The organism is Methanosarcina sp. MTP4 (assembly GCF_000970045.1).
Classification (GTDB): Archaea; Halobacteriota; Methanosarcinia; order Methanosarcinales; family Methanosarcinaceae; genus MTP4.
In genome coordinates this window covers 2,887,526-2,909,433 of the sequence record NZ_CP009505.1, presented here as the reverse complement: position 1 = coordinate 2,909,433, position 21,908 = coordinate 2,887,526, and the positions used below count along the sequence as shown (strand labels likewise).

The 21,908-nt window shown below is 45.6% G+C and carries 15 protein-coding genes and 2 tRNA genes; 2 read left to right on the top strand and 15 right to left on the bottom strand.

Annotated elements, in window-relative coordinates; genetic code table 11:
• The first annotated feature begins 107 nt into the window (after positions 1–107).
• Positions 108–1,019 (top strand): hypothetical protein, encoded by a 912-nt coding sequence (locus tag MSMTP_RS12045; protein ID WP_048179731.1) that lies wholly within the window; start codon positions 108–110, stop codon positions 1,017–1,019.
• 161 nt (positions 1,020–1,180) lie between these two features.
• Here the strand turns inward: MSMTP_RS12045 and MSMTP_RS12040 are convergent.
• From MSMTP_RS12040 to MSMTP_RS19350, 13 genes are all read right to left on the bottom strand, one after another.
• A tRNA-Glu gene (locus tag MSMTP_RS12040) sits at positions 1,181–1,258 on the bottom strand.
• A 286-nt stretch (positions 1,259–1,544) separates the two neighbouring features.
• Complete coding sequence (locus MSMTP_RS12035; protein WP_048179727.1) at positions 1,545–2,357, bottom strand: hypothetical protein; 813 nt, start codon at positions 2,355–2,357, stop codon at positions 1,545–1,547.
• 1,173 nt (positions 2,358–3,530) lie between these two features.
• Positions 3,531–3,608 (bottom strand) — tRNA-Glu (locus MSMTP_RS12030).
• Between the two features lie 144 nt (positions 3,609–3,752).
• Positions 3,753–4,130, bottom strand: coding sequence for an Lrp/AsnC family transcriptional regulator (locus MSMTP_RS12025; RefSeq protein ID WP_197076082.1), 378 nt, complete (start codon positions 4,128–4,130; stop codon positions 3,753–3,755).
• A gap of 38 nt (positions 4,131–4,168) precedes the next feature.
• Positions 4,169–4,393 (bottom strand): LSM domain-containing protein, encoded by a 225-nt coding sequence (locus MSMTP_RS12020; RefSeq protein ID WP_048179722.1) that lies wholly within the window; start codon positions 4,391–4,393, stop codon positions 4,169–4,171.
• A gap of 651 nt (positions 4,394–5,044) precedes the next feature.
• Positions 5,045–5,317, bottom strand: coding sequence for an efflux RND transporter permease subunit (locus MSMTP_RS12015; RefSeq protein ID WP_048179719.1), 273 nt, complete (start codon positions 5,315–5,317; stop codon positions 5,045–5,047).
• 14 nt (positions 5,318–5,331) lie between these two features.
• On the bottom strand, positions 5,332–5,655 hold the full coding sequence (locus MSMTP_RS12010) for a hypothetical protein (RefSeq protein ID WP_052718393.1): 324 nt from the start codon (positions 5,653–5,655) through the stop codon (positions 5,332–5,334).
• A complete protein-coding gene (locus tag MSMTP_RS12005) occupies positions 5,636–7,066 on the bottom strand; it encodes an APC family permease (protein WP_197076081.1) in 1,431 nt (476 codons plus the stop codon). Before MSMTP_RS12005 ends, MSMTP_RS12010 begins: the two co-directional genes overlap by 20 nt.
• Positions 7,067–7,810: 744 nt before the next feature.
• The gene (locus MSMTP_RS11995) at positions 7,811–8,206 is read right to left on the bottom strand and encodes a DUF3467 domain-containing protein (protein WP_048183493.1); all 396 of its coding nucleotides are present in this window, start codon (positions 8,204–8,206) and stop codon (positions 7,811–7,813) included.
• A 211-nt stretch (positions 8,207–8,417) separates the two neighbouring features.
• Positions 8,418–10,901, bottom strand: a complete 2,484-nt coding sequence (locus MSMTP_RS11990; RefSeq protein ID WP_048179712.1) for a DUF5814 domain-containing protein — start codon at positions 10,899–10,901, stop codon at positions 8,418–8,420.
• 372 nt (positions 10,902–11,273) lie between these two features.
• A complete protein-coding gene (gene mtnP, locus MSMTP_RS11985) occupies positions 11,274–12,050 on the bottom strand; it encodes an S-methyl-5'-thioadenosine phosphorylase (RefSeq protein WP_048183491.1) in 777 nt (258 codons plus the stop codon).
• An 85-nt stretch (positions 12,051–12,135) separates the two neighbouring features.
• A complete protein-coding gene (locus MSMTP_RS11980) occupies positions 12,136–13,278 on the bottom strand; it encodes a DUF373 family protein (protein WP_048179709.1) in 1,143 nt (380 codons plus the stop codon).
• Between the two features lie 233 nt (positions 13,279–13,511).
• A complete protein-coding gene (locus MSMTP_RS19350; protein ID WP_156153823.1) occupies positions 13,512–13,676 on the bottom strand; it encodes a hypothetical protein in 165 nt (54 codons plus the stop codon).
• Between the two features lie 166 nt (positions 13,677–13,842).
• On the opposite strand from MSMTP_RS19350, the gene MSMTP_RS11975 reads away from it, so the two are divergent.
• Entirely contained in the window at positions 13,843–14,178 is a 336-nt protein-coding gene (locus MSMTP_RS11975) for a hypothetical protein (RefSeq protein WP_082090609.1), read from the top strand.
• Positions 14,179–14,257: 79 nt separating this feature from the next.
• Here the strand turns inward: MSMTP_RS11975 and MSMTP_RS11970 are convergent, their stop codons facing one another.
• Positions 14,258–17,800 (bottom strand): NosD domain-containing protein, encoded by a 3,543-nt coding sequence (locus MSMTP_RS11970; RefSeq protein ID WP_048179704.1) that lies wholly within the window; start codon positions 17,798–17,800, stop codon positions 14,258–14,260.
• A gap of 474 nt (positions 17,801–18,274) precedes the next feature.
• Positions 18,275–21,382, bottom strand: a complete 3,108-nt coding sequence (locus MSMTP_RS11965; protein ID WP_197076080.1) for a NosD domain-containing protein — start codon at positions 21,380–21,382, stop codon at positions 18,275–18,277.
• Positions 21,383–21,908: the final 526 nt, after the last annotated feature.

Here is a 21,908-nt window from a genome sequence, read left to right as displayed (position 1 = left end):
TATATATTTTAACAGGAAAACTGATCTGTGGGGCAGGACATAAAGTAACAAGGGAGTTATTCGTGAACTGAAGTTATTCGTGAATTGAAGTTATTTGGGGGTCTGGTATGTCTTCGGAGGAGCAAAGGGGTCTTGATGAGATAAGGGGTATTGAAGAAGGACTCAAAGCGGCTTATACAAGAAATACGAAAGAAGCAGTCGAAGCTTTTGATAGGCTCAGGGAGTTTGCCATCAGGTTGATCTATCTGAATGTTACTGCGGAGCACGAACTTGATGCAAAAGCGCTCATAGTGTCTATCGGGGATATGGGAAAGATTACTGCCAAACAGAGTATGGAAATAGCATCAGTGGCTGCGAGCCGTGCTCTTGGGGACATAGCCGCAGAGGCAGCGAGCCAGAGGCGGGATGCTCTCGCAATAAAAGCCGTATCAGTTCTTGGAAGCCTTTCCCGGGAACTTGCCGCCCGGGGGATGGACACGGCAGCAAAGAGTGCAGCCGAAGGTCTCGGGAAGTTCGGGGCGGTATCGGCAAGGATGGGCGTAGAAAACCAGGTGACCCTTTCCGAAATCTACCTCATGCAGCTGGTAAGGGAAGCCATGGAGGAAGATTTATCTGAAACAGGAATAATAGCCGTGGCTTTCCTTGGAGAGGTGGGGGCAGTTTCGGTTGAGAACAAACTCGAGGAAAGTGCCATAGGGGTTTCAATCCTCCTCGAGGAACTCGGGATTGCCGCTGTCAGGGAAAACCACGAACCTGAAGCAAAGGTTGTGATAAACGCCTTTGAAAAACTGGGCAAGGCCTCCTCCATGCATGGCATGAAAAGCTTGCTCTTCCAGGCAGCCTGGTCCGTGGAAACAATCCGTGTCCTTGCCGAGGATAAGGGCATGAATGCCGTCTCTCGGATAGCAAAACTTACACTGGAATCCGTAAAAGCGGCCGGTGCCCTGGACGAAGAGCAGACCCTGGAAAAAATCCAGGAAATCAAGAAATTCCACCGAAAGATTATGGAAAAAAGCTGATATCCGGGAATAGTTGTCAAAAACGATGCCGTTTCCCTTTTTACTCTTTTTCTCTCTTCATCTAAAGAGCGGCAAAATCTTAAAAAAGCAATAGCTCGAAAAAATCGTAAATCAGAAATCAAAACATTTAGAAAGCAGAAATCTGAGAAAAGAATTGGGTTTGGTGCTCCGGCCGGGATTCGAACCCGAGTCTTCGGCTCGAAAGGCCGGAATGATTGGCCGGACTACACTACCGGAGCACGTTTGTCACCTTACTGCGAGACCAACAATATACCTTGTAATATATAAATCTGTCCCTTTTTTGTGGAAGTTGGGTTTTAAATCTTTTTTGAGTGCTAGCCGCTATAGTTTGTATATTTTCTTTACGGACTTGAAAAGGTTTAATGTGGAAATACCATTACATTCTGATATTATCTAATTAGCAATCATATTTTTGGAAAAATAGCGGCACTTGATATCTTTTATGTTTATACGTTTTAAGTTGTGAGTGCTTGGAGCCACTTTATGTAAAAAAGAAAAAAGGGTTTAGATTGGATAGAAGCGTAACTTAATCAGCTTGTACCCGGGATTTTTTAGCTGCCAGAAGTAATCCAGATTATCATAGTTCAGATCATCGTTCAGATCATCATCCGCTAGATTTTCCAGTCCTGTCATGTAATCGAATATCCACAATCCGGGCATACCCTTGTAATTGTAACTATCATAATCATAGTCTAAGTAATTATCAGCGATGTATGAAGGGGCTGGGAGCTGTCTGTAAGGGTCAGACAAATCTTTATCGTTGTGAATACCAACTTCTTCATTCGTTATGTAGAAGATGGTTGAAGCGTCAACCCAGTCATCATTCCTTTTGACTGTTATTGTTCCTACATCAAGGAAGTAGTAAGTTTCAGTACCGTTTGTGTACTGCATCCATCCAGTGATACTTGCAGGTTCGGCGTTAGGGTCTTTAATTGGCTTGCCTTTGACAGCAATGTAGACAGCATATTTCCCTGTGGGCAATGTGAATGAGCCATGACCGTCGTCAAGCACATTTCCGTCAGTGACAACGTACTCGGTTCCGGTGTTTTCTACATCGATTTTGACGCCGTCAAACGTCCCTACTACGTCGCCGGTCTCATTATATATATAAAATTCCATGTTTTCTGTGCTCTGGGGCACGAACATTGTACTTCCGCCACCGCCTACTCCATTAAAGTCGGCTTTCTTTCCGATCAGGTTAAGGGTGTAGTGGAAGCCATTATAGTCTATTCCTTTTGGTGCCGCTGCTGCCACCGATACCATCAGTCCAGCGCATAGAAGCACTGCTGTAATTCCTAATGTCAGTATTTTCTTCACTATTTATATACCCCCGTTCTCTATTCATCAAGACTATATGAGGAATTTTGGGTCAACTGTCACATAGATTTTACTTGTATATAAAATTCAAAGAAATTTTGTTACTTATCTTTCTTATATTACTAAATTTTTTTACAAATTAATGTTCCATATTTTTCCTTTCAGATGAAATAATATGAGATGTTTTCAGTCTCAGTAAAGTATATATGTAAATTTGAGGAAGGTTCCATTTTCTGGAATTTTGGGGTCTTACAAATTGAAGGAAAGAACTTTTTATGAATTCACTTCCAGGCTTCTCCTTCTCAAAGAACTTCCTGGATCAAATTTTGAATATTGTTGAAATTGTTGATCATATTATGTTTTATGATGTAAAAGAAAATTCTATCCTATTTTCAATTTAATTTTTTTGTAAAGAAGCTTTATAAAATAATTTTCCCATTCTTGCAATCTTTTCGGGAGATTCTCTGCATATTTTCTTAGGCTATTCTTATACTGACTTTGTTGATATCCCACCCCTACTATTCAGTTTATATGATTGTAGCCTTAATTTTCAGTCTTTTTGTCCATAAACGGGTAAAAATGGACTTTGAAATCATTTTATGGAAAAATAGAAGTTAATATCTGTTTATTTCCTTATATTGGCTTGTAAAGTGGGAAGTGGATCAACAACTTCCAAAAGGCAAAGTATCGACTTATTAAAAATATACGTCTTATATTAACTAATTTTTTTGTAAAGAATTTATTGTAAAGACTTTATTATGGAGACTTTATTGTGGTGAATTTATTGTGGTGAATTTATTGTGGAGAATTTATACATTGGTTCCATTCCGGAGTGTTTGGAGTCTGGACTGTAAGCTCCTATTTAGAAGTAACTATGGAAATCCGGATTAGAATCCCTAAACTCCTAATTCAAGACTTAAAAATAGCTCTCGATGAAATTATAGTCCCGAATGTAAATATTTACACTTACATTATAACCACGGAAGAACAGAAAGCACGGAAGTATTGTGCCCCAATTTTCCTTTATTCCGTGTTTTCCGTGCTTTCTGTGGTTAAACTTTCACTTGAGATTGGTGAAGGAATTTGGGGCCTTGACTATAGATGCATGAACCAAGTTAAAATGACAAAATTAAATGACAAAATTAAACGACAAAAGACTTTAAGAAAAAAGTTTGGTGCTCCGGCCGGGATTCGAACCCGAGTCTTCGGCTCGAAAGGCCGGAATGATTGGCCGGACTACACTACCGGAGCACATTGTCTGTATTTTAAGGTAGGGGTCTTTTAGCCCTTATTGAACGGGGTCTTCAATAAGGACTTTTTGTATATATACTTATCGCTTGTCGGTCCGGTTTTCTGCCTTTCCTTTATTATGGATTCTTCCGTTCCTTCGGAAGCTTAAGCTTCCTCGGGTTCTTCGACATCTCCGGTTTCCCCGGCTCCTTCCTCTTCTTCCGGGAGGTTTGCGATCCACTCGGAAAGCCTTCCGCAGTACTCGGGCTGGCAGTCGCCGGTACAGCTGGTGCAGGCCGAAAACATCTCTCCGGAAAGCAGGAGGTCGTATTTCTCCTTGGCTTCTTCCTTTGCCTTCAGGAGGTAGGTTCTTGCCCCGTTGGAAACGGCAACTTCACGGATGATAAGTCCCTTGTCCTGGAGCTTCTTTATGAGCCGTGAGCATTTCCTGCTGTCGATGTCAAGCTCTTTCCAGATCGTGTTCTGGAAGATGCCTTCCTTATGTTTACTTATAATTTTGAATGCTTCTTCTTCGAGATCCATGCCTGTTTCCACTCTTTAGCCAATCCTGTTCGGACGCTTCAGTCTTCTACAGGAGTAATCAGTATGATGTTATTTCCCCTCAGGACCACGGAACCGAGGGAGCGGACTTTTTCTCCTTTCACGATCTCCATTGTGTCCATAAGGTGGAGGTTCATGTAGTCATCCACACTCTTGAGAGTGCCTTCAAGCAAGTTCAGGTCGCCTTTCATCTCTACCTGGATTTTGGATCCAACGATTTTCTGGACTTTTTTATTTGGGAACAAAATTAATCCCTCGCTGCTTAATGATTATTATTGAATATTGATTTCCCGTACTCCCGGGTGCTATCTTTTCAATCCAGAAGCCGGGGCTGCGCAAACTGCAAAATAGACAGTGCATTTCCAGTCGCATGCTTCCTTTACTCAGCCGCCTTAATAAGCAGCCGAAATTAATAAAGCGTTCTCACTCCACCGGCTTTCACGAAAACTGAGAAATACATATCCCCTTCAAAGATATATAACCATCGATGTCCGGGCTTCGCTTAAACTTTGTCCTGTCCGGGAGTTTTGGTCTGGAAATTCGGGTTTCCGGTTTTTATACTGGTGTTCGGTTCTTAATTTCGCTTCCGGTGTTTCGGTCCGTGTTTTTACCTGTCTCAGGTGTACAACCGGATCCAATCCGCTTTTAAGCCTTCAAATGTCTGCTGAGTTTTCGAGATATCCGGCAGTTCCGTGATTTTTATGCTGTTAAAGGGCTGTTTTGGGGAGTTGCGGCAGGCAGGGGAAGTTGGGGCAGCGGGACGGTGACAAAAAAGGAAATTTTACTTCTTAATTGAATCAAGGTAAAAAAACGAAGAATCCTAAAAAGATAAAAGATCCGCCTCATAACCGGGGCAGACCTTTCAACTTAATACCTGTTCAACTCAAACCTTATTTTCAAACCCTGTAGTTCCTGACCGAGTGGAAAAGGATCAGGGCAAAGAAGCCCACGATCAGAAGCATGAGGGAGAAGTAGCCTATGGGGTCCCATACGAAGCCTATGCCGGCTCCGCCTTCTTCCCAGGAGACCAGGACCGCGCCCTGGAGAGTTGTGGGAACTACCAGGCAGACGAAGGCCAGCACGAAGATGAAGGCGATGTCAAAGACTTGGGCGAGCAGGCTTTTTTCCTTTCTTTTTGCGCTCTTTTTTATGCTTTTGTTTACACTCATTTGGAGGTGCCTCCTTAGTCGTAGTAGCGGAATTCGTGCATGTGCTGCTTTATGGAATGGCGGACTTTCAGGCAGCCGATGGTCTCTACTGTGAACATCAGGCCTATGAAGAGCAGGTAGATAGGGGTAAGTCCGGGGAATTCCGCGAGCACGGGTTTTGTTGCGGTGAGGACCGAGTAGACCAGGAAGAGCTGGGCTCCATAGAGGAGGCAAAGCATGATTGCAATCAGAACGGAGTCCAGGTTCAGCTTGCCCCGGTATTTTGCCTGCAGAGCGGCATTTCCTGTTATGTTGCCGGCTGCTGAATTGCCAGTTATTTTACCTGTCGCTGCACTCAATGCAACTCACCTCCTTTAAGTTCCTGCTGCCTGTCTGTTCGGGTTCCGGCCAGCCGAGTTCGCTCCAGAGGGGGTCGTTTCCGGTCGTGTTCTTGCGTTTTGAAGAGAAGTAGAAGTACGCAATTGCATAGAAGAGGAGTCCGAAGATCAGGTTATACCTGTAGCCCCAGAAGAGGGTGGACATGATCAGCATGGCGATCCCTATCGCGAAGTAGGCGATGTAGGGCTGGAGCGGGGAGGCAAAGGGCCTTATCTTGCTTGTGGTTTCCGGGAAAAGTTTCCTGAAGCGGATCAGGGAGAAGGGGATCAGCACATAGCAGAGCAGGCCCGAAATGATCGAGAAGGTAATGACCTGGTCGAGAAAACCGCTGAAAGCAAAGGCAACGGCAATCGGGGCCGTAAAGATCACTGCCCTGTAGGGAGTGCTGTATTTTGGGTGGACTTTTGAGAACCAGGGGGAGACGTATTCATCCCTGGAAAGGGCGTACCAGGACCTTGAGGCATCGCAGATGCAGCCGTTTGCGCTGGCGATGCAGGTCAGGAGGGTACCCACTCCCAGAAGGGCGATGAAGATGAAAAGGCCTCCGTTCTGGGCAGCTTCAAAAAGCGGGTAGACGGAAACCCCGAGCACGTCCGTGGGGATCAGCGAGGTGCAGAGGTAGAGGGTCATTGCTGCTCCTACCAGGAGGGTGATCATCCCTGCCTGCTGGCCCAGGGGGACAGCTCTTGAGGGGTGCTTACACTCCTCTGCGCACATTGCCGCTCCTTCGATTCCGAGGAAAAACCAGGGCCCGAACTGCAGCGCTGCAAAAAGCCCGATAAGGCCGTTTGGCATGGCTCCTTCGAAGAGGTATTCGGGATGGACTTCAAGACCGCCGAGGCCGAGGGTACTTGCGAAGAAGAAGGTGATAATTGCAAAGAAAGCTAGCATTGTAAGGGCAAAGTTGAGTGTAAGGGCTCCCACGACTCCCCGGTAGTTGATAAAGGTCAAAAGTGAAATCACAAAAAGGGTTATGGGGAATACCTGAAGCTGGGGAAAGATCTCGGTTGCAATGAAAGCAACGACAATAGCATCTGCCGCCTCAAGGGCGATAAATTCCATATATACCGCAAGCCCTACGATTGCCGCAGCTCCTGGCCCTACAAAGAGCCTTGCCCAGTCATAGGGGCCGCCCGCAAGCTTTGTTGCCGAGCCGAGTTCGCTTGCACAGAGCGAAATAACCGTGTACATGGTCCCTGCCACGAGCATGGCAAAAAGGGAGCCTAAAACACCTCCTTTCGCAATCGTGAAGTTCCAGCCCATGTATTCTCCCACAAGCACGATTCCCACGCCTAAAGCCCAGACATGGTACGGCCTGAGGGTTTTTACAAGACCTCCGCTATGCGAGGTCTCTGATATCGATTCTGCCATTTTTTTAAACCTCCGTTTTTAAAAATCTTATGGGGTTTTCTCATACAATATTATTTTTTTGAAACTTTGCTTGCATCCAGCAACACCCAGCCGAAAAGGGCAAAGGAAGCCAGATAGATCAAGCCGTTTACAAGAGTCCATATATCCATGGATACACTCCATATTTTTAGTAGATAGTGTGTCCGGAAAAGCTCTTCAAACGTCCTCTCAAAAACGTTTTAGGATAGCCAGTCCCGAAGAGGTCAAACACACTTTTTATACGTTTTTTATGCGGCTTTATACGCAGTTTATGTACGTTTTATTTTGCCATTTTTATAACTTCTAATTGTACAGGCATTTTCATTATATTAAATATTCGCCTAAACTTTCCGATAATTAGAATTATATATAAATATGTATGTATTTTCTTAAGTCTCAAAATGCAAACTTATTTATACTTTATCTATCTAAACTGCATTTCCTAGGAAAATCTATATATACTTAATCACTTTGGCATGCGATCAATATTTCCAGTCTGCAAAAAAGTAGGTGGGGATAAAAGGTCCGGGAAATTCTATTCCCTCAGTTTCCTTAATCTTACAAAATCTGCCCTGTTCGGGAATTATAATCAGGATAGTCCTGTTTGAATAATTCTTTTCAGAAACTTCCTCTTTGAATAGCTTCGGGCAGTACGATTCCTGCCCGGAAATTCCTATCAGAATAACTTCAATCCGGACCTGCTGTCCGGGGTTTTCGGTCAGGGGTTCAGATGTACCCCTGGAGCTCGGTGCTGTCAACGGTTTTGGGTGGTTCTTTCTTTGGTCTCGCGACGGTTCTTGAAATTGGGCCGAAAACGGATTCATATTCGTTTATGTGCTGGGTCAGCCAGCGGTTCAGTTCAAGAGCGGCTACTGGAGAAAGTATGACTTCGGTTTCTACACGCCTTTCGATGACCCTTGATTCGGAAGAGTCCCCGAACATCTTGGGTGTGTCGTTGTAAAAACCGATCCTGAAATCGTAAGGACTGTGCCCGCCTGCGGCTCCTATGGCGTAAATTTGCCGGAAGTCCTCGGGCTTTAAGAATTCGATGGTTATGCCTTTTTTTGCTTTTTTGGGGGTCACACTTTCTTTATCTTCCCTAGATTTGACATCTTCGGTCATGAAATCTACCTCCTTGTTTGCTTGTTTGCTTGTTTGCTTGCTCTTCCTCAAATTCCGGAGCCTGGGATCCTGTTCCAATATTGTCCGGGTTTCCCTCTCAATATTGCCCGATATTTAGATCTTTATTATTATATTAACTTTTGATTTTGCATCTCTATTCTTATATTGACTTCCGATCTGCAAAAACGTTACGATTTTCATTCCCGGATTTTTAGCCCTGGATTTGTTTTTTCAACTTGTGGGCTTCTTCAGCAATCCCTTTCTTTGAATGGACTTTTGCAATCAGTTCCACAGCGTCAAGATTTCTCACCGCGCCATCCAGGTACCCAAATATATCCCCCTGATATGCGGAAATCCCGTACTTATCTTCAAGCTTTTTCACTATCCGGGTAGGGTCCAGTCCTTCTGTCCGCAGCCGGACTATTTCTTCGGAAAACTTCTGCTCGGCACAGCCGCAATATGGCGAATCCTTGCAGGTACAGGTAAGGAAATCATCGGCAAAATTCATTAGAAGGTCCTGGATTTTAATGTTGAGAAGAGCCAGGGAATCTCCGTCAAAAACGATGTCAAGGGCTGCTCCCTGGAAGACCCTTGAAGGCATGTTCACGTGGAGGGTGCTTCCTATCTGGTTGGCGTACTTAAAATATGCGGCATCGAAAAATTCCAGGTTCGTCACGATCCTCAGGGGGCTGTTTTCCATAAGCACGGCGTCCCTTATCAGGAAGGCTTTCGAGAGCGAAAGGAAGTGGGCGGAAACTATCTTTCCAAAGCGGGTAAGCGTTACCCTGTCCCCTTTTCTTTCTATAAAGCGGTACTTCTGAAGCCGGGAAACCAGTTTTTCCAGTTCGAAGCTCCCGAACATAAGTTGATGGATGCTTTTCAGGTCCCGGATCGAGGCGGTCACGGCAACTGATGCCAGAACTTCTTCCAGCTGTTCGGCTTCCCCATATTCAACCCCTGATGAGAGCATCTCTCCCTGCAGGAGTTTGATTGCAAGCTCTTCTTCCGTTTCCGACTGGGAACTGGCGTAGGATTTTCCGGGGACCGGCATGAGCACGACCACGCCCCTGTCGTGGTAATCAGGCCTCCCTGCCCTCCCGCTCATCTGGAGGAAGTCCTGGACAGAGAGCCAGTCGATTCCCATTGCAAGGGACTCGAAAATAACCTGGGACGCCGGGAAGTCCACGCCTGCGGCCAGGGCTGCGGTGGTCACTATGACCGGGAGTTTTCCTTCTCCGAATTGGGTCTCCACTTTTTTGCGCTCGTACTGGGAAAGCCCCGCATGATAGGGAGCCGCCTGGATCGAAATTGCGGAAGCTAGCCTGTGGCAGTTTCGCCTGGAGTTTGTAAAGACAATGGTCTGTCCGCGGTGCTTCTTTGAAGATATCCGGGAGTATTCTTCCTTTGAAAGCCGGGTAATTAGCTGGGTTTTCTCACTTTCCTGGCAGAAGAGCAGGTGCCGGTCAATAGGTACAGGGCGGTGTTCATAGAGGATCAGTTCTGCACCGAGCTTTTTTGCATAGGACCCGGGGCTTGCAACGGTTGCGGAAAGATAGATGAACTGGGCTTCCGGGGCTATATAACGCAGCCTTGCTATGGCCCCGTCCAGCCTGTGTCCCCTTTCCTGGTCTTCCAGGGTATGGACTTCGTCAATTACTACAGTTCCTATTTTCCCGAGGAAGTCCGCATTCCCGGACCGGAGGATGTGGTCCAGCCCTTCGTAGGTTCCGACTATGATATCCGAGTTCAGGGTGGTATGCATCTTCACCCGCTGGGTTGTCTTGATAAGGATTGCCCCGATTTTAATGGATGTGGTGAGCCCGAGTTTCGTGTAACGTGTTGTGAACTGGTCGTATTTCTGGTTTGCCAGGGCGACCAGGGGGACCAGGTAGAGCATTTTTCCTTTCCTTTTCAGGAGGTTCTGGATACCTGCCATCTCCCCGATGAGGGTCTTCCCTGTTGCCGTTGCCGAGACAACGAACTGGTTCTTCCCTTCCAGCAGTCCGGCTTCCACGGAAAGTGCCTGTACGGGAAGCAAGGTATCGGATTTTTCCAGGAGCATTTGCTTGAATTTTTTTGCCAGGGGCAGCTCCTTTATCCGCACCGAAGTCGTCGAGGGGTTTGTTTCGATGGTGTCATAACGGGTGAACTCCGGGTCCAGTCGCTCAGGGGTAAGCATCCGGAGTGTCCGGTCCAGGTCCCTGGTCTTGAGCAAGACCTGTTCCAGGAAGTCCACGGACTTTTCCCCGTAATTTCCTTCCGCGGTCCGCACTCCTCTCAGGAGTTCTTCTTTTGCACATTCCCTGCAGATGAGTTCGTTATGGAATTTGATTGATTTTTTGTTGACAAAGTTAAAGCGTTTATTGAGCAGGCAGTGCCTGCAAATATCAACTTTGTCTGCCTTCAACTGAAAACCTTCCAGCATTTCCAGGAAAGCAGCCGAATTTGCAGGGTCCCCTCCCTCTGCCAGCATGACCCTGTTTGCACTGCGGAGCAGTTCTATGAATTTTTGAGGCGGAAGAAACTCCTCTTTTTTCTTGTTGTTCGCAAGAACCCTTATTTTGTGTGGACGCGGTCCCTTTGACCCGTTTTTCAGGACGAGTTCAGCCACCGCGAGAGGTTGTTTCATCCGGTCCTTTATCGTCATTAAGGTTAGTTTCGATTTTTCAGCGGAGATGAGGACCCAGAGCGTCATTGCATACCCAGTTATGTGAATGTTATAAGTAAGCTTCCTTCACAGGCCTGTTTCAGGAAGCTTGCTTCAGAATTTTTGGTTTTCTGAATTTGTTTTTCAGAAGTATAACTTGCTCATTATATTATTTGATTTTCCTGGAGACTTCCCTGACACAAAAAGCTACGTATCAACCCCCCTCCTGAAATCTAGTCTCCCTTAACCCTGAAATCCAGTCTCCCTTAACCCTGAAATCCAGTCTCCCTTAACCCTGAAAGAAGGTCTTACTCGGATGATTTTAAAACAAACTCCCTCGCGAGAAAGGCAGGTTTAAAAGCAGTCCCATTCAAAAAGGAGAACCGGTTTAAAGTGAAACCCCTTCGGTGAAGGGCAGGCTTAAAGACAGGCCCCCACCTTTGCAAACCTGCACCTGCAGTTACGGGTTTCGGGGATGTTTTCGATTGTATCGGAAAGGATCTCGAAGATTGCGTCCTGGGCTTTTCCAACAACTTCCGTGACCTCGTCAGCTGTCAGTTTTTCCGTGGTCATTCCGCAGGCCTGGTTCGTGACAATGGCAAGAGAAGAGTAGCAGAGGCTGAGTTCCTTTGCAAGGGTGACTTCCGGGACCCCGGTCATGCCCACGACGTCGGCAAACTGGCTAATCATTCGGATTTCTGCCCTGGTCTCGAAGCGGGGGCCTTCGGTGCAGGCGTAGATGCCTTCGGTATGGGCTATCCCCTGTTTTTCAAGGGCCTTTATGAGGCTCTCCTTGATTTCCGGACAGTAGGGTTCTGAGACGTCTACATGGACGGTATTCTCGTCGTAAAAGGTTGAAACCCTGCTCCTGGTAAAGTCAATGAAGTCGTCGAGCACGACAAAGCTGCCCACGGGGTGTCCCCGCATGGACCCTACGGAGTTTGTGGAAATGACACGTTCGGCTCCCAGGGCCTGCACGGCCCAGACGTTGGCCCTGTAGTTTATCCTGTGAGGAGGGATGTGGTTCTTGCCGGCATGCCGGGGGATTACCGCGATGGTTTTGCTTTTTATGTCGGTCAAATAGGCGTTTACTTCCCCGTAAGGGGTCTCAACTTCCCGTTTTTCAAAGTCCCTGTATGAATCGAAACCAACGCCCCCCAGAACTGCAATCTCAACGTTTTCGGCTGTTTTTTCCATTTCCTTTCTCCTCTCCTTTTCTGCCTGTATTAGTTTCCTTTTTAGAGTGAATTGCCCTTCCTTTTCAGGCTGGCTCTTTCCTTTCTCAGGCTGCTTCTTTCCTTTTTTTCCCTCTTCCCCTTGCTTTCTTCTCCTCTCCTGAGTCAGGGTTTCCAAGGGAAACTTTGATTCCTGCAAGGGCTATGAGGATTGCGACGATTACCGAATATACGAAGTACTGGAGAGCCAGGGAAGCATCCTTCGGAAACCCGGTTGTAAGGGAAGCTTCTGTCAGAAGGTAGGTACTGGCACCCCAGAAGAGCAGGCCGGTTGCGATAATGAATAGGGATACAGAGATGGTTTTTTGGGTGGGTTTTCCTGCCATCCTAAGATCAAACATTTTTCCACAGTCTGCAAGCAGGAATGCGCCTGCATACCACCAGACTGAGGCATTGATGAATACCGAGATCAAAGTGAGGGTCCCATGGTACCAGATCCCGCTTTCGGAGTAAAGTCCCCAGACTTCCGCTGCCCCGTGGGCGGTGGCAACGATCCCTGTAAGCAAGGCGGCGGTATAGCTGACAAAGATAAGCCTCTGCTGCTTGAAAGCCTCTCCAAGGCGTTCTTTCTGGAGGGCCAGGGTGTCGTCAAGCCCGAAGCCCCGGTAGAGCATGTACATCCCGACGGCAGCGAGGATCCCCACGACTGCGCCTTCGGGGTAGCGGGCAAGCAGGAAGATGGCATAGATAAGGAAGGCGAGCCCGACCGGAACGAAAAAGGTCTGGGATATTTTCGGGTCACTAAAAGCGTGTTTGAGGATATAGTAGGTGCTTTCCAGGTTTTCGCTCTGCATAACCACAATACGTTTTACTGAATCTATCTTTATGCGGGACTGCACAATCGGGATAAGGGTCTCGTCTTCTGCCCCGTCCGAGACAAATACGGCTCCTTTCACCTCGTGCGTGGCCAGGAAGTTCTCCAGCTGTTCGGCAATCTTCTGGTCGGAGATAACCCCTACGTTCCTGTCGCCTGCAAATGAGACAATCTCCGCGTCGATGCCCTTTGCCCGCAGTTCGTCAAGGACCCGGATTCCCCCGAAAATGGTGTTTGTGTCCGAATCCTCGGGATCGGCGATTCCCAGTGTTGTGGCAGCTTCAATATTTGCTTCCCTTCCAACGATAGGGGTTGTGCGTTTTGCCTTTTCGCCAAGGTCGTTGTCCCGGTCTATGCAGATAACTAAAGTTTGCATGGCTCCTCTATTTCTTCTCATTACGTGTTTTGCGGGTCCCAGAGCTAGATTGGAAGAATATTCTTAATCCGGTGCTATCATCTAAAGCCATTATCGATATATAATGCTTGGGTATATTCCGGCGTCCGGGGAGTTCAGGTTGTCGGAATAATTTTTCCCCTTTTTTAATACCTTCTTTTAATTCCTTAACTGTAGTATTATTCTTTGATAACATACTATTTCAATTTATACTTTTATAGGTATGGGGATTTTTCTTTCTTGAAGTTGTTTCTTTCTTGAAGCGTTTTTTCTTGAAGCGTTTTTTCTTGAAGCGTTTTTTCTTGAAGCGGTATACTTTTTTCTGCCTTCTGGATAACAGGATTAAAACCCTTCAAATTTTTCTCTTCTTCATATGGCATTTGTGGAGCCGTTTGATGTTCTTTGGGGCATTGTATGTCCCGTATGTAAACTTTTTGTATATCGGTTATTATTGGATATTTTTGAGATAATTTTATAATTTCTGATCTCCAATTAATAATTGTATTAAAATAAACTATTCTTAAAAGACAGCTACGGGGGTTTTTAGTGGCTAAACTAATGGAAGACGAAAAGAAAGAAGAAACCGTCAAGAAAGGTTCCGGGGTTCAGGAAAGAATCGGGAAACTTGGAAGCGACATAGATGACCTTGCAAAGAGGACCGGTGATGAAGCCTCAAAGCTTGCAAAGAGCATAAACGGGGATATAAAGTCCCTTTCCGGAGATGTCAAATCCATTGATGTGAAAAATGAGGTCAAAAGAATCACAGGCAAAGTTGAAAAACTGGCTGATAGCACAGGAGATTCTGCAAAAAAGCTTGCATCTGACGTTAAGGGAGACGTCAAAGGGTTAATGGCTAAGGTTACAAAGAAAAAAGAAAAGTGAAGACAGAAATTTCTTCTGTCTTCTTTTTCCGATTTTTATTCTCGATTTTTATTCTCGATTTATTTTCCCGGATGCTTCTTTATTTGAGTATCTCTTTTCTTACAAGGAACGCAGAACCAAGGATTCCAAGGGCCGCAAAGATGCTTTCGAAGCCAGGTGCACTTTCGCTTTCTCCGGGCTTAGTCTGCTCTTCTCCGGTTTCGGTTCCGGTTTCTTCTTCGTTTGGAGTAATTACCTCAGTTCCATCCACTTCTCCGCTGCTTTTCGCTTCTCCTGTGATTGCATAGAGGGAGAAGCCCGGGGTTTCGGCTCTGAAGTAGTAGAATTCCTCATCTTCCCCGGTCATCTCGGTTGAGAGAGGGTTCCAGGCTTCGTCGTGGTACCTGTTCAGGCCAATTGTAGCCGGGTCGATGTTATTTTCTTCCATCCAGCTTTTCGGAACCCTGAACTCGATGTAGCCCTGGTCTATGTTTTCCTCGAAGCGTTCGTTTCCGACAAGGATCTTCACGTGCCTGTAAACTTTGCCGTTGGGCTTATTGTTGCTGCCACTGTCTCCTTCATCGGCTCCTTCAACCCTTACAATAACCATTCCGGAGTATCCTTTTGACTTGAAGCCGACTCCGAGCACCCCGTTCTCCGGGTTCGGGAATTGGACACTGCTTTCCTGTCCTGCAACGACTTTTTTCTGGGCCGAGTCAACAGGTCCTGCATTTTCCCCTGCCGGAGGCGGGATATAGGTGGGAGAACCGCTGCTGCTGCTTCTTTTCACAGGTGCCGGTTCTGGCTCTGGTTCAGGCTCCGGGAAATCGATCAGCGGGAAGTAGTCCACGCTTTCCCCATCTTCAGTGACATTGTAGGGAAGGTCGCAGATCCAGTCTCCGTCGGTATCGTTACAGGTCTGGCTCCAGCCTGTTCCGTTCGGAAGCGCCCAGAAGTTTCCTCCAAGGTAAGGCCCGCCCATGATGTTCGTGCCTTCAGTCAGGTTGATGTTCCAGGTGTTGTTTCCTTCTTCTTCAACCGGAATCTCTGTGAACAGTAATCCATCTTCGAATTTGGTGTTATTCGTGTTGTTGAAGTAGTTGTCGTAAATTGTGTTGTTCCAGGAACCGATGAAGTAAAGTCCGGTATCGCTGTTGTTTTCAACAGAGTTGCCAATCAGGCAGTTCTCGCTGGAAAACTCAAGGTAGATGCCTGCTCCAAAAGGACCCATGCCTTCTCCCAGCACCAACTCTGAAGCCATTACAATGTCAGGTTCTTCTGAACGCTTGCTGCATTCTTTCTTTTCATCAGAGTTAACGACTGAGGCTGCCCCGTAGTATTCTTCCTCTTCTTCCTCTACCAGGTACCCGTTTGAGTTCACGATGTTGCTTTGCAGGATGAGGTTTTCGGACTCTGAAAGACAAATTCCAATTATTCCGTTGTCAGTTACGGTATTGCTGGCCACCTCACTGTCATAGAGGCTTCTGAAAACAATACCCATGAGATTGTTCCTGACAGTGTTTTCAATTACTGTATTATTGCTTGATACGTCGCAGGTTCCGACGAAAATACCCCAGTCTTCATTATTGCACACGGTATTGCCTGCAACGTAGTTGTCCGAACCCTTTACGCGGATACCGTTGCAGCCGTTGTTGTTTACAACATTGTTTTCTATGGTTGTGTTGTGCGAGTCATCATCATAAATGACAATCCCGGCACCGTCGTTGAAACTTACGGTGTTTCCTGTAAGGGTGTTGTAGCAGCCGTCTTCAACTTTGAGACCCACGCACTCGCTGTATGTTATAACATTATCAACTACGGTATTGTAGGAGCTGTAGTACAGGTGCAGACCCATGGCTCCACTATTGTTTACAGTGTTTCCTATCAGGGTATTGTGGTCGCTTTCGTAGACGTTGATACCTTTTGCATCCCCGTCAAGTACCGTGTTTGAACTTACGGTGTTGTTGTCCGCATAGCAGAGCACGATTCCGGGGTAGTCATTGGCGTTTACAATGTTGTTGCTTACGATGTTGAACTGGGACTCATCCAGCCTTATCCCTTTATAGTTCAGGCTTGCGTTGTTCCCGGTGATTGTATTGTTGTTGGAGTACTCGAGGTTGATGCCTTCGTCATCATTCTCAATTACGGTATTATCGGATATTGAGTTGTTTTCCCCTTCCATGTAAATCCCGCAACAATAGTTAAAGGAAGCGTTATTTCCGCTTATGATATTATCGCTGCTCAAACAGTCATAGTATGCATTCCCCATGCGAATACCGCTTCCGTCGTTGCCGATCACATCATTGTCGGTGAGTGTGTTGGAGGAGCCGTCTATGCGGATCCCGCTTTCCCCGTTATAGGACACATCGTTATTGACCAGTGTGCTGTGGTTGCTCTCAAATATGATGTAACCTTCTATGCTGCTTGTCTTGCTGCCTATGCGGATGCCGCAGTAGTTATTGTCAATTACGTCGTTTTCCCGAAGCTCGTTGTAATCGCCGTCTATGCGGATTCCGCAGTACCCGTTCAGGGACACGTTATTATTGACCAGTTCATTGTTGTTGCTTGCAATTGCTGTGTAATTGTCCCAGTCAATCTTCCCCAGACGAATTCCACAGTATTCGTTGTCGTTTACGATATTGTCGTAAAGGTCATTTTCGCCGCCTTCGATATGGATTCCGGACCAGCAGTTATTGCTAACGTTGTTGCCGTCAAAGCTGTTGTCATATCCTCTGGCATAAATCCCGGTTTTCCCGCTGAGGGTTACATCGTTGCTGTCAAGGGTGCTGTGGTTACAGTTGAGCATGTAAATGCCGTGGTACTGGTCCCCGTAGGAACACCCTTCCGAAGACTCGTAATCGACACCGTAGACCTCTTTTGCCATCTCCCTGTCATGGGGCTTTTCAGGATCTTCACTGCTGTATTCTTCGAGGGAGCCAGAGCTTTCTTCAAAGGAGGACTCCACGGTTGCCCAATATAGCTCAGGGATCCCGGTTACGTTATTGTTGGTGAACTCGGCATAATCGGAATCTTCGATGTAAATGCCTCCCCATTCGTTCAGACTCATTTCATTGTTGAGGAAGCTGTTGTAATCGGAACAGTTTACAAAAACACCGTATTTCTGGTTGGATGCTATTGTGTTGTCATTGATATCGTTGTTGTCCGAGCAATCCAGATAAATGCCGTAACTGGTTCCTGATATTATATTGTTTGATATCGTGTTTTCCGACGATGTCAGGTATATTCCGGCGTTCTCAAAGCTTAAGGAATATGTATATATGTCAGGATTCAGCAGGCTGAATCCGCTTATTGTGACGTTGTTTGCGCTGACGTCGAAAACATGTTCCATTGTGTCATCAGGAAAAATGATTGTGTCTTCAGGGTTTCCCGAAACTGAAAGGATGCGCAGGTCTGCCACATCCACGACCACGTTTTCCCAGTATTCCCCGGGATAAACGTAAATCGTGTCTCCGGGCAAAGACACACTCACAGCTTCCTGTATTGAGGAGTAGTTTCCTCCTATGCCTTCACCGTCTACATACTTGTCTCCTGCCATGGCAGGTGCCACTGCTGTTGATGCTCCCACCAGAAGTATCAGAAGAAGCATAAAAGGTATGAGGATCGAAATTTTGTTTTTAGCCACTTTTTCTCACCCTTGGGTTTTTATGAAACACATTCAACTTTTTTTCCATCTACTTGCAAAATAATTTTTAATACATTTATCAAAATTAATTACTTAGTATTATATTCTTAGTTAATATATTTAAGGGTTTTATAATCTTATATTTTTAAAAATGATTTTTTATACAAGCTTGTTTTTTCTGCCTTTTCTAGGACTTAATTTCAAAAAAGGGCTTTTTGAAGGTTTAAAATCAATACGAAAATCAGGGGTCTACAAAGAAATTTTTGAACCTGTAAGAACTTTTCCGGATAAATATGAAGAATTTAAATCTTTGTTTTCTTCTGAGTTTTCACCCTGAATTTCAAGCAATAAAACTCAACATGTTTCTTTTTCAAAAATAAGAAATAAATAACGAAGTGAAATAAATTCAGAAAATAGAGAAAAGGTGAAAAATGTGAGGACTGTAAAAGCCCTTGCACATCTATCATTTTTTGTTTATTTAAACATCTCTTTTCTTACAAGGAACGCAGAACCAAGGATTCCAAGGGCCGCAAAGATGCTTTCGAAGCCAGGTGCACTTTCGCTTTCTCCGGGCTTAGTCTGCTCTTCTCCGGTTTCGGTTCCGGTTTCTTCTTCGTTCGGAGTAATTACCTCAGTTCCATCCACTTCTCCGCTGCTTTTCGCCTCTCCTGTGATTGCATAGAGGGAAAAGCCCGGGGTTTCGGCTCTGAAGTAGTAGAATTCCTCATCTTCCCCGGTCATCTCGGTTGAGAGAGGGTTCCAGGCTTCGTCGTGGTACCTGTTCAGGCCAATTGTAGCCGGGTCGATGTTATTTTCTTCCATCCAGCTTTTCGGGACCCTGAACTCGATGTAGCCCTGGTCTATGTTTTCCTCAAAGCGTTCGTTTCCGACAAGGATCTTCACGTGCCTGTAAACTTTGCCGTTGGGCTTATTGTTGCTGCCACTGTCTCCTTCATAGGCTCCTTCAACCCTTACAATAACCATTCCGGAGTATCCTTTTGACTTGAAGCCGACTCCGAGCACCCCGTTCTCCGGGTTCGGGAATTGGACACTGCTTTCCTGGCCTGCAACGACTTTTTTCTGGGCCGAGTCAACAGGTCCTGCATTTTCCCCTGCCGGAGGCGGGATATAGGTGGGAGAACCGCTGCTGCTGCTTCTTTTCACAGGTGCCGGTTCTGGTTCCGGTTCAGGCTCCGGGAAATCGATCAGCGGGAAGTAGTCCACGCTTTCCCCATCTTCAGTGACATTGTAGGGAAGGTCGCAGATCCAGTCTCCGTCGGTATCGTTACAGGTCTGGCTCCAGCCTGTCCCGTTCGGAAGGGCCCAGAAGTTTCCTCCGAGGTAAGGCCCGCCCACAATGTTCGTGCCTTCAGTCAGGTTGATGTTCCAGGTGTTGTTTCCTTCTTCTTCAACCGGAATCTCTGTGAACAGTAATCCATCTTCGAATTTGGTGTTATTCGTGTTGTTGAAGTAGTTGTCGTAAATTGTGTTGTTCCAGGAACCGATGAAGTAAAGTCCGGTATCGCTGTTGTTTTCAACAGAGTTGCCAATCAGGCAGTTCTCGCTGGAAAACTCAAGGTAGATGCCTGCTCCAAAAGGACCCATGCCCTCGCCCAGCAGCAGGTCTGAAGCCATTGAAAAGTCGGTTTCTTCTACAATATCGTGCTCTTCCGAACGCTTGATGCATTCTTCCTTTTCATCAGAGTTAACGACTGAAGCGGCCTTGTAGTATTCTTCTTCCAGGTATCCGTTTGAGCTCACGGTGTTGTCTTGCAGGGTGAGGTTTTCGGACTCTGAAAGGTAAATTCCCATTATTCCGTTGTCTGTTATGGTATTGTTGGTTACCTCGCTGTCATAGAGGTCTCTGAAAACAATACCCACGAGATTGTTCCTGACAGTGTTCTCAATTACCGTGTTATTGCTTGACCCGTCACAGGTCCCGATGAAAATTCCCCCGTATTCATTGTTGCACACCGTATTGCCTGCAACGTAATTGTCTGAATCCTTTACTTGGATACCGTTTTCGCCATTATTGCACACTGTATTGCTTGCAGCGTAGTTGTCCGAACCCTTCAGGATTATGCCGTGTTTGTCATTATAACTAACAACGTTATCTGTCAGGGTAGTGTTACCAGATTCGTCATCATATAAGCCGATTCCTGGACCGCCATTATAGCTTACGTTGTTGCCTGTAAGCGTGTTGTGGTACCCGTCTACATTAATGCCCTTGCAGCTGCTGTGGGTCACGGTATTGCCGATGAGGCTGTTGTAATTGCAATCTGAATACAGGTCAATTCCTTTCGCTGAAGACCCTATTACCGTATTGTAATCCAGGATGTTGTTGGAACTGTAATACAGGTTTATACCTTTTCCATTGTTGTCAAGCACCGTGTTTGAACTTACGGTGTTGTTGTCCGCATAGCAGAGCACGATTCCAGGGGCGTCGTTGGCGTTTGCAACGTTGTTGCTTACGGTGTTGAACTGGGAATCTCCTAGCCTGATTCCCTTATAGTTCAGGCTTGCGTTGTTCCCGATGATGGTATTGCTGTTAGAGTACTCGAGGTTGATGCCCTCTTCATCATTGTTGAAGACATCGTTCCCGATGAAGTTGTTGTCGTTTGAGTACTCAAGGTAAATGCCATATTCGTTTGAACTTACATTGTTATTTTCAATATTAGAGTCGCTGGTGTTGAAAAGGAATATTCCATGGTAATTGTTTACCAGGGTCTGGTCCCTGACCGTTACGCCAGAACAGTTAATAAGGTATATTGTTCCTGCATTGGAGAAATAATCCGCAGAAATGTCCGACTCATTTACAAGATAATAAATCGGTTTTCCATTTACGAGATTGCTGGTATCGATATCATTGTTAAAGTCTTCCCATCCAGCATGGAAGTTGTAGGAATTATTCTCCATTATGTTGTTTCTCAGTTCGTTTCCTTCGGAATAATGGAGTTGAAGGCCGTAATTACATTCTGTGATTGTGTTGCCGAGAATCCTGTTATTCGGGGATGCGCGATTAAGATATATGCCGTATACGTTCCCGTAATTACTTCCTGTGATTGTGTTGCCGAGAATTGTGTTATCCCGGGCTGAACTTCCTGTCAGATAGATTCCGTATGTGTTATACCAGGACCCCGTGTATGTGATCGAGATGACATTGTTGAGGATTGTGTTATTCCGGGATGAAATGCTTACCGCTGCTTTGCCGTAAGTAGCCATGGGGAAATTGATTTTAAATCCGCTGATGGTCACGTTATTTGCACTGACATCAAAAGCATTGTCAGAACCGGAGGGATTAAGAACCGTATCTTCCGGATTGCCGGATACGGACTGTATTGTCAGTTCTCTGAATACATCAACATTTTCCGTGTATGTGCCCGGGTAAACCAGGATTGTGTCTCCGGAAACCGCATAGTCTACGGCTTCCTGTATCGTTGAGAAGTTGCCTCCTTCGCCGTCATCCACGTCATCGACATAAAGGACGCCTGGCTCTGGAGGTGCCACTGCTGTCACTACTCCCACCAGAAGTATCAGGAGAAGCATAAAAGGTACAAGGGTTGTAATTTTGTTTTTAGCCACTTTTCTCACTCTTGGGTTTTTATGAAACACATTCAACTTTTCTTTCATTTACTTACAAAATAATTTTTAATAAATTCTTTAAAATTAATAAATTAGTATTATATTCTTAGTTAATATATATTCGGGTTCTATAATTTTTAACTCATCTTTAATATTTGCACTGTAGGGTGTACTTTTTAGCTACTTTTTTTAGATTATTTCAAAAAATAAGCTTCTAATGGGTTTATAATCCGAAAAAATCGCCTAAAAACCTGTAAAAAATATAACTTGCAGGATTAACCACGTGTAGTAAATATTTACTTTCTTTCAGGTTTTAGTCCCAAATTTCAGTTAATATAAACTTAAATAGAATATTTTATTTTTTTAAGGAAGAAGTGCCTCTCACTTCCAGAGAGAAAAAGGTTCATCGGGGATAAGGCTAAGAAGGAATAAAACCGGGGAGTAATATTTCAGTGGAATTAGATTTCTATAGGATAAGTCCGGAGAATAAGGTTCCGGTAAAATCGTATTTTAAGGAAATGTGGTT

Coding starts and splice junctions, on each gene's coding strand:
- MSMTP_RS12045 (WP_048179731.1), top strand. CDS start 108: ATGTCTTCGGAGGAGCAAAGGGGTCTTGATGAGATAAGGGGTATTGAA.
- MSMTP_RS12025 (WP_197076082.1), bottom strand. CDS start 4,130: ATGGATCTCGAAGAAGAAGCATTCAAAATTATAAGTAAACATAAGGAA.
- mtnP (WP_048183491.1), bottom strand. CDS start 12,050: ATGGAAAAAACAGCCGAAAACGTTGAGATTGCAGTTCTGGGGGGCGTT.
- MSMTP_RS11980 (WP_048179709.1), bottom strand. CDS start 13,278: ATGCAAACTTTAGTTATCTGCATAGACCGGGACAACGACCTTGGCGAA.
- MSMTP_RS11990 (WP_048179712.1), bottom strand. CDS start 10,901: ATGACGCTCTGGGTCCTCATCTCCGCTGAAAAATCGAAACTAACCTTA.
- MSMTP_RS12005 (WP_197076081.1), bottom strand. CDS start 7,066: ATGGCAGAATCGATATCAGAGACCTCGCATAGCGGAGGTCTTGTAAAA.
- MSMTP_RS12015 (WP_048179719.1), bottom strand. CDS start 5,317: ATGAGTGTAAACAAAAGCATAAAAAAGAGCGCAAAAAGAAAGGAAAAA.
- MSMTP_RS19350 (WP_156153823.1), bottom strand. CDS start 13,676: ATGCCATATGAAGAAGAGAAAAATTTGAAGGGTTTTAATCCTGTTATC.
- MSMTP_RS11995 (WP_048183493.1), bottom strand. CDS start 8,206: ATGACCGAAGATGTCAAATCTAGGGAAGATAAAGAAAGTGTGACCCCC.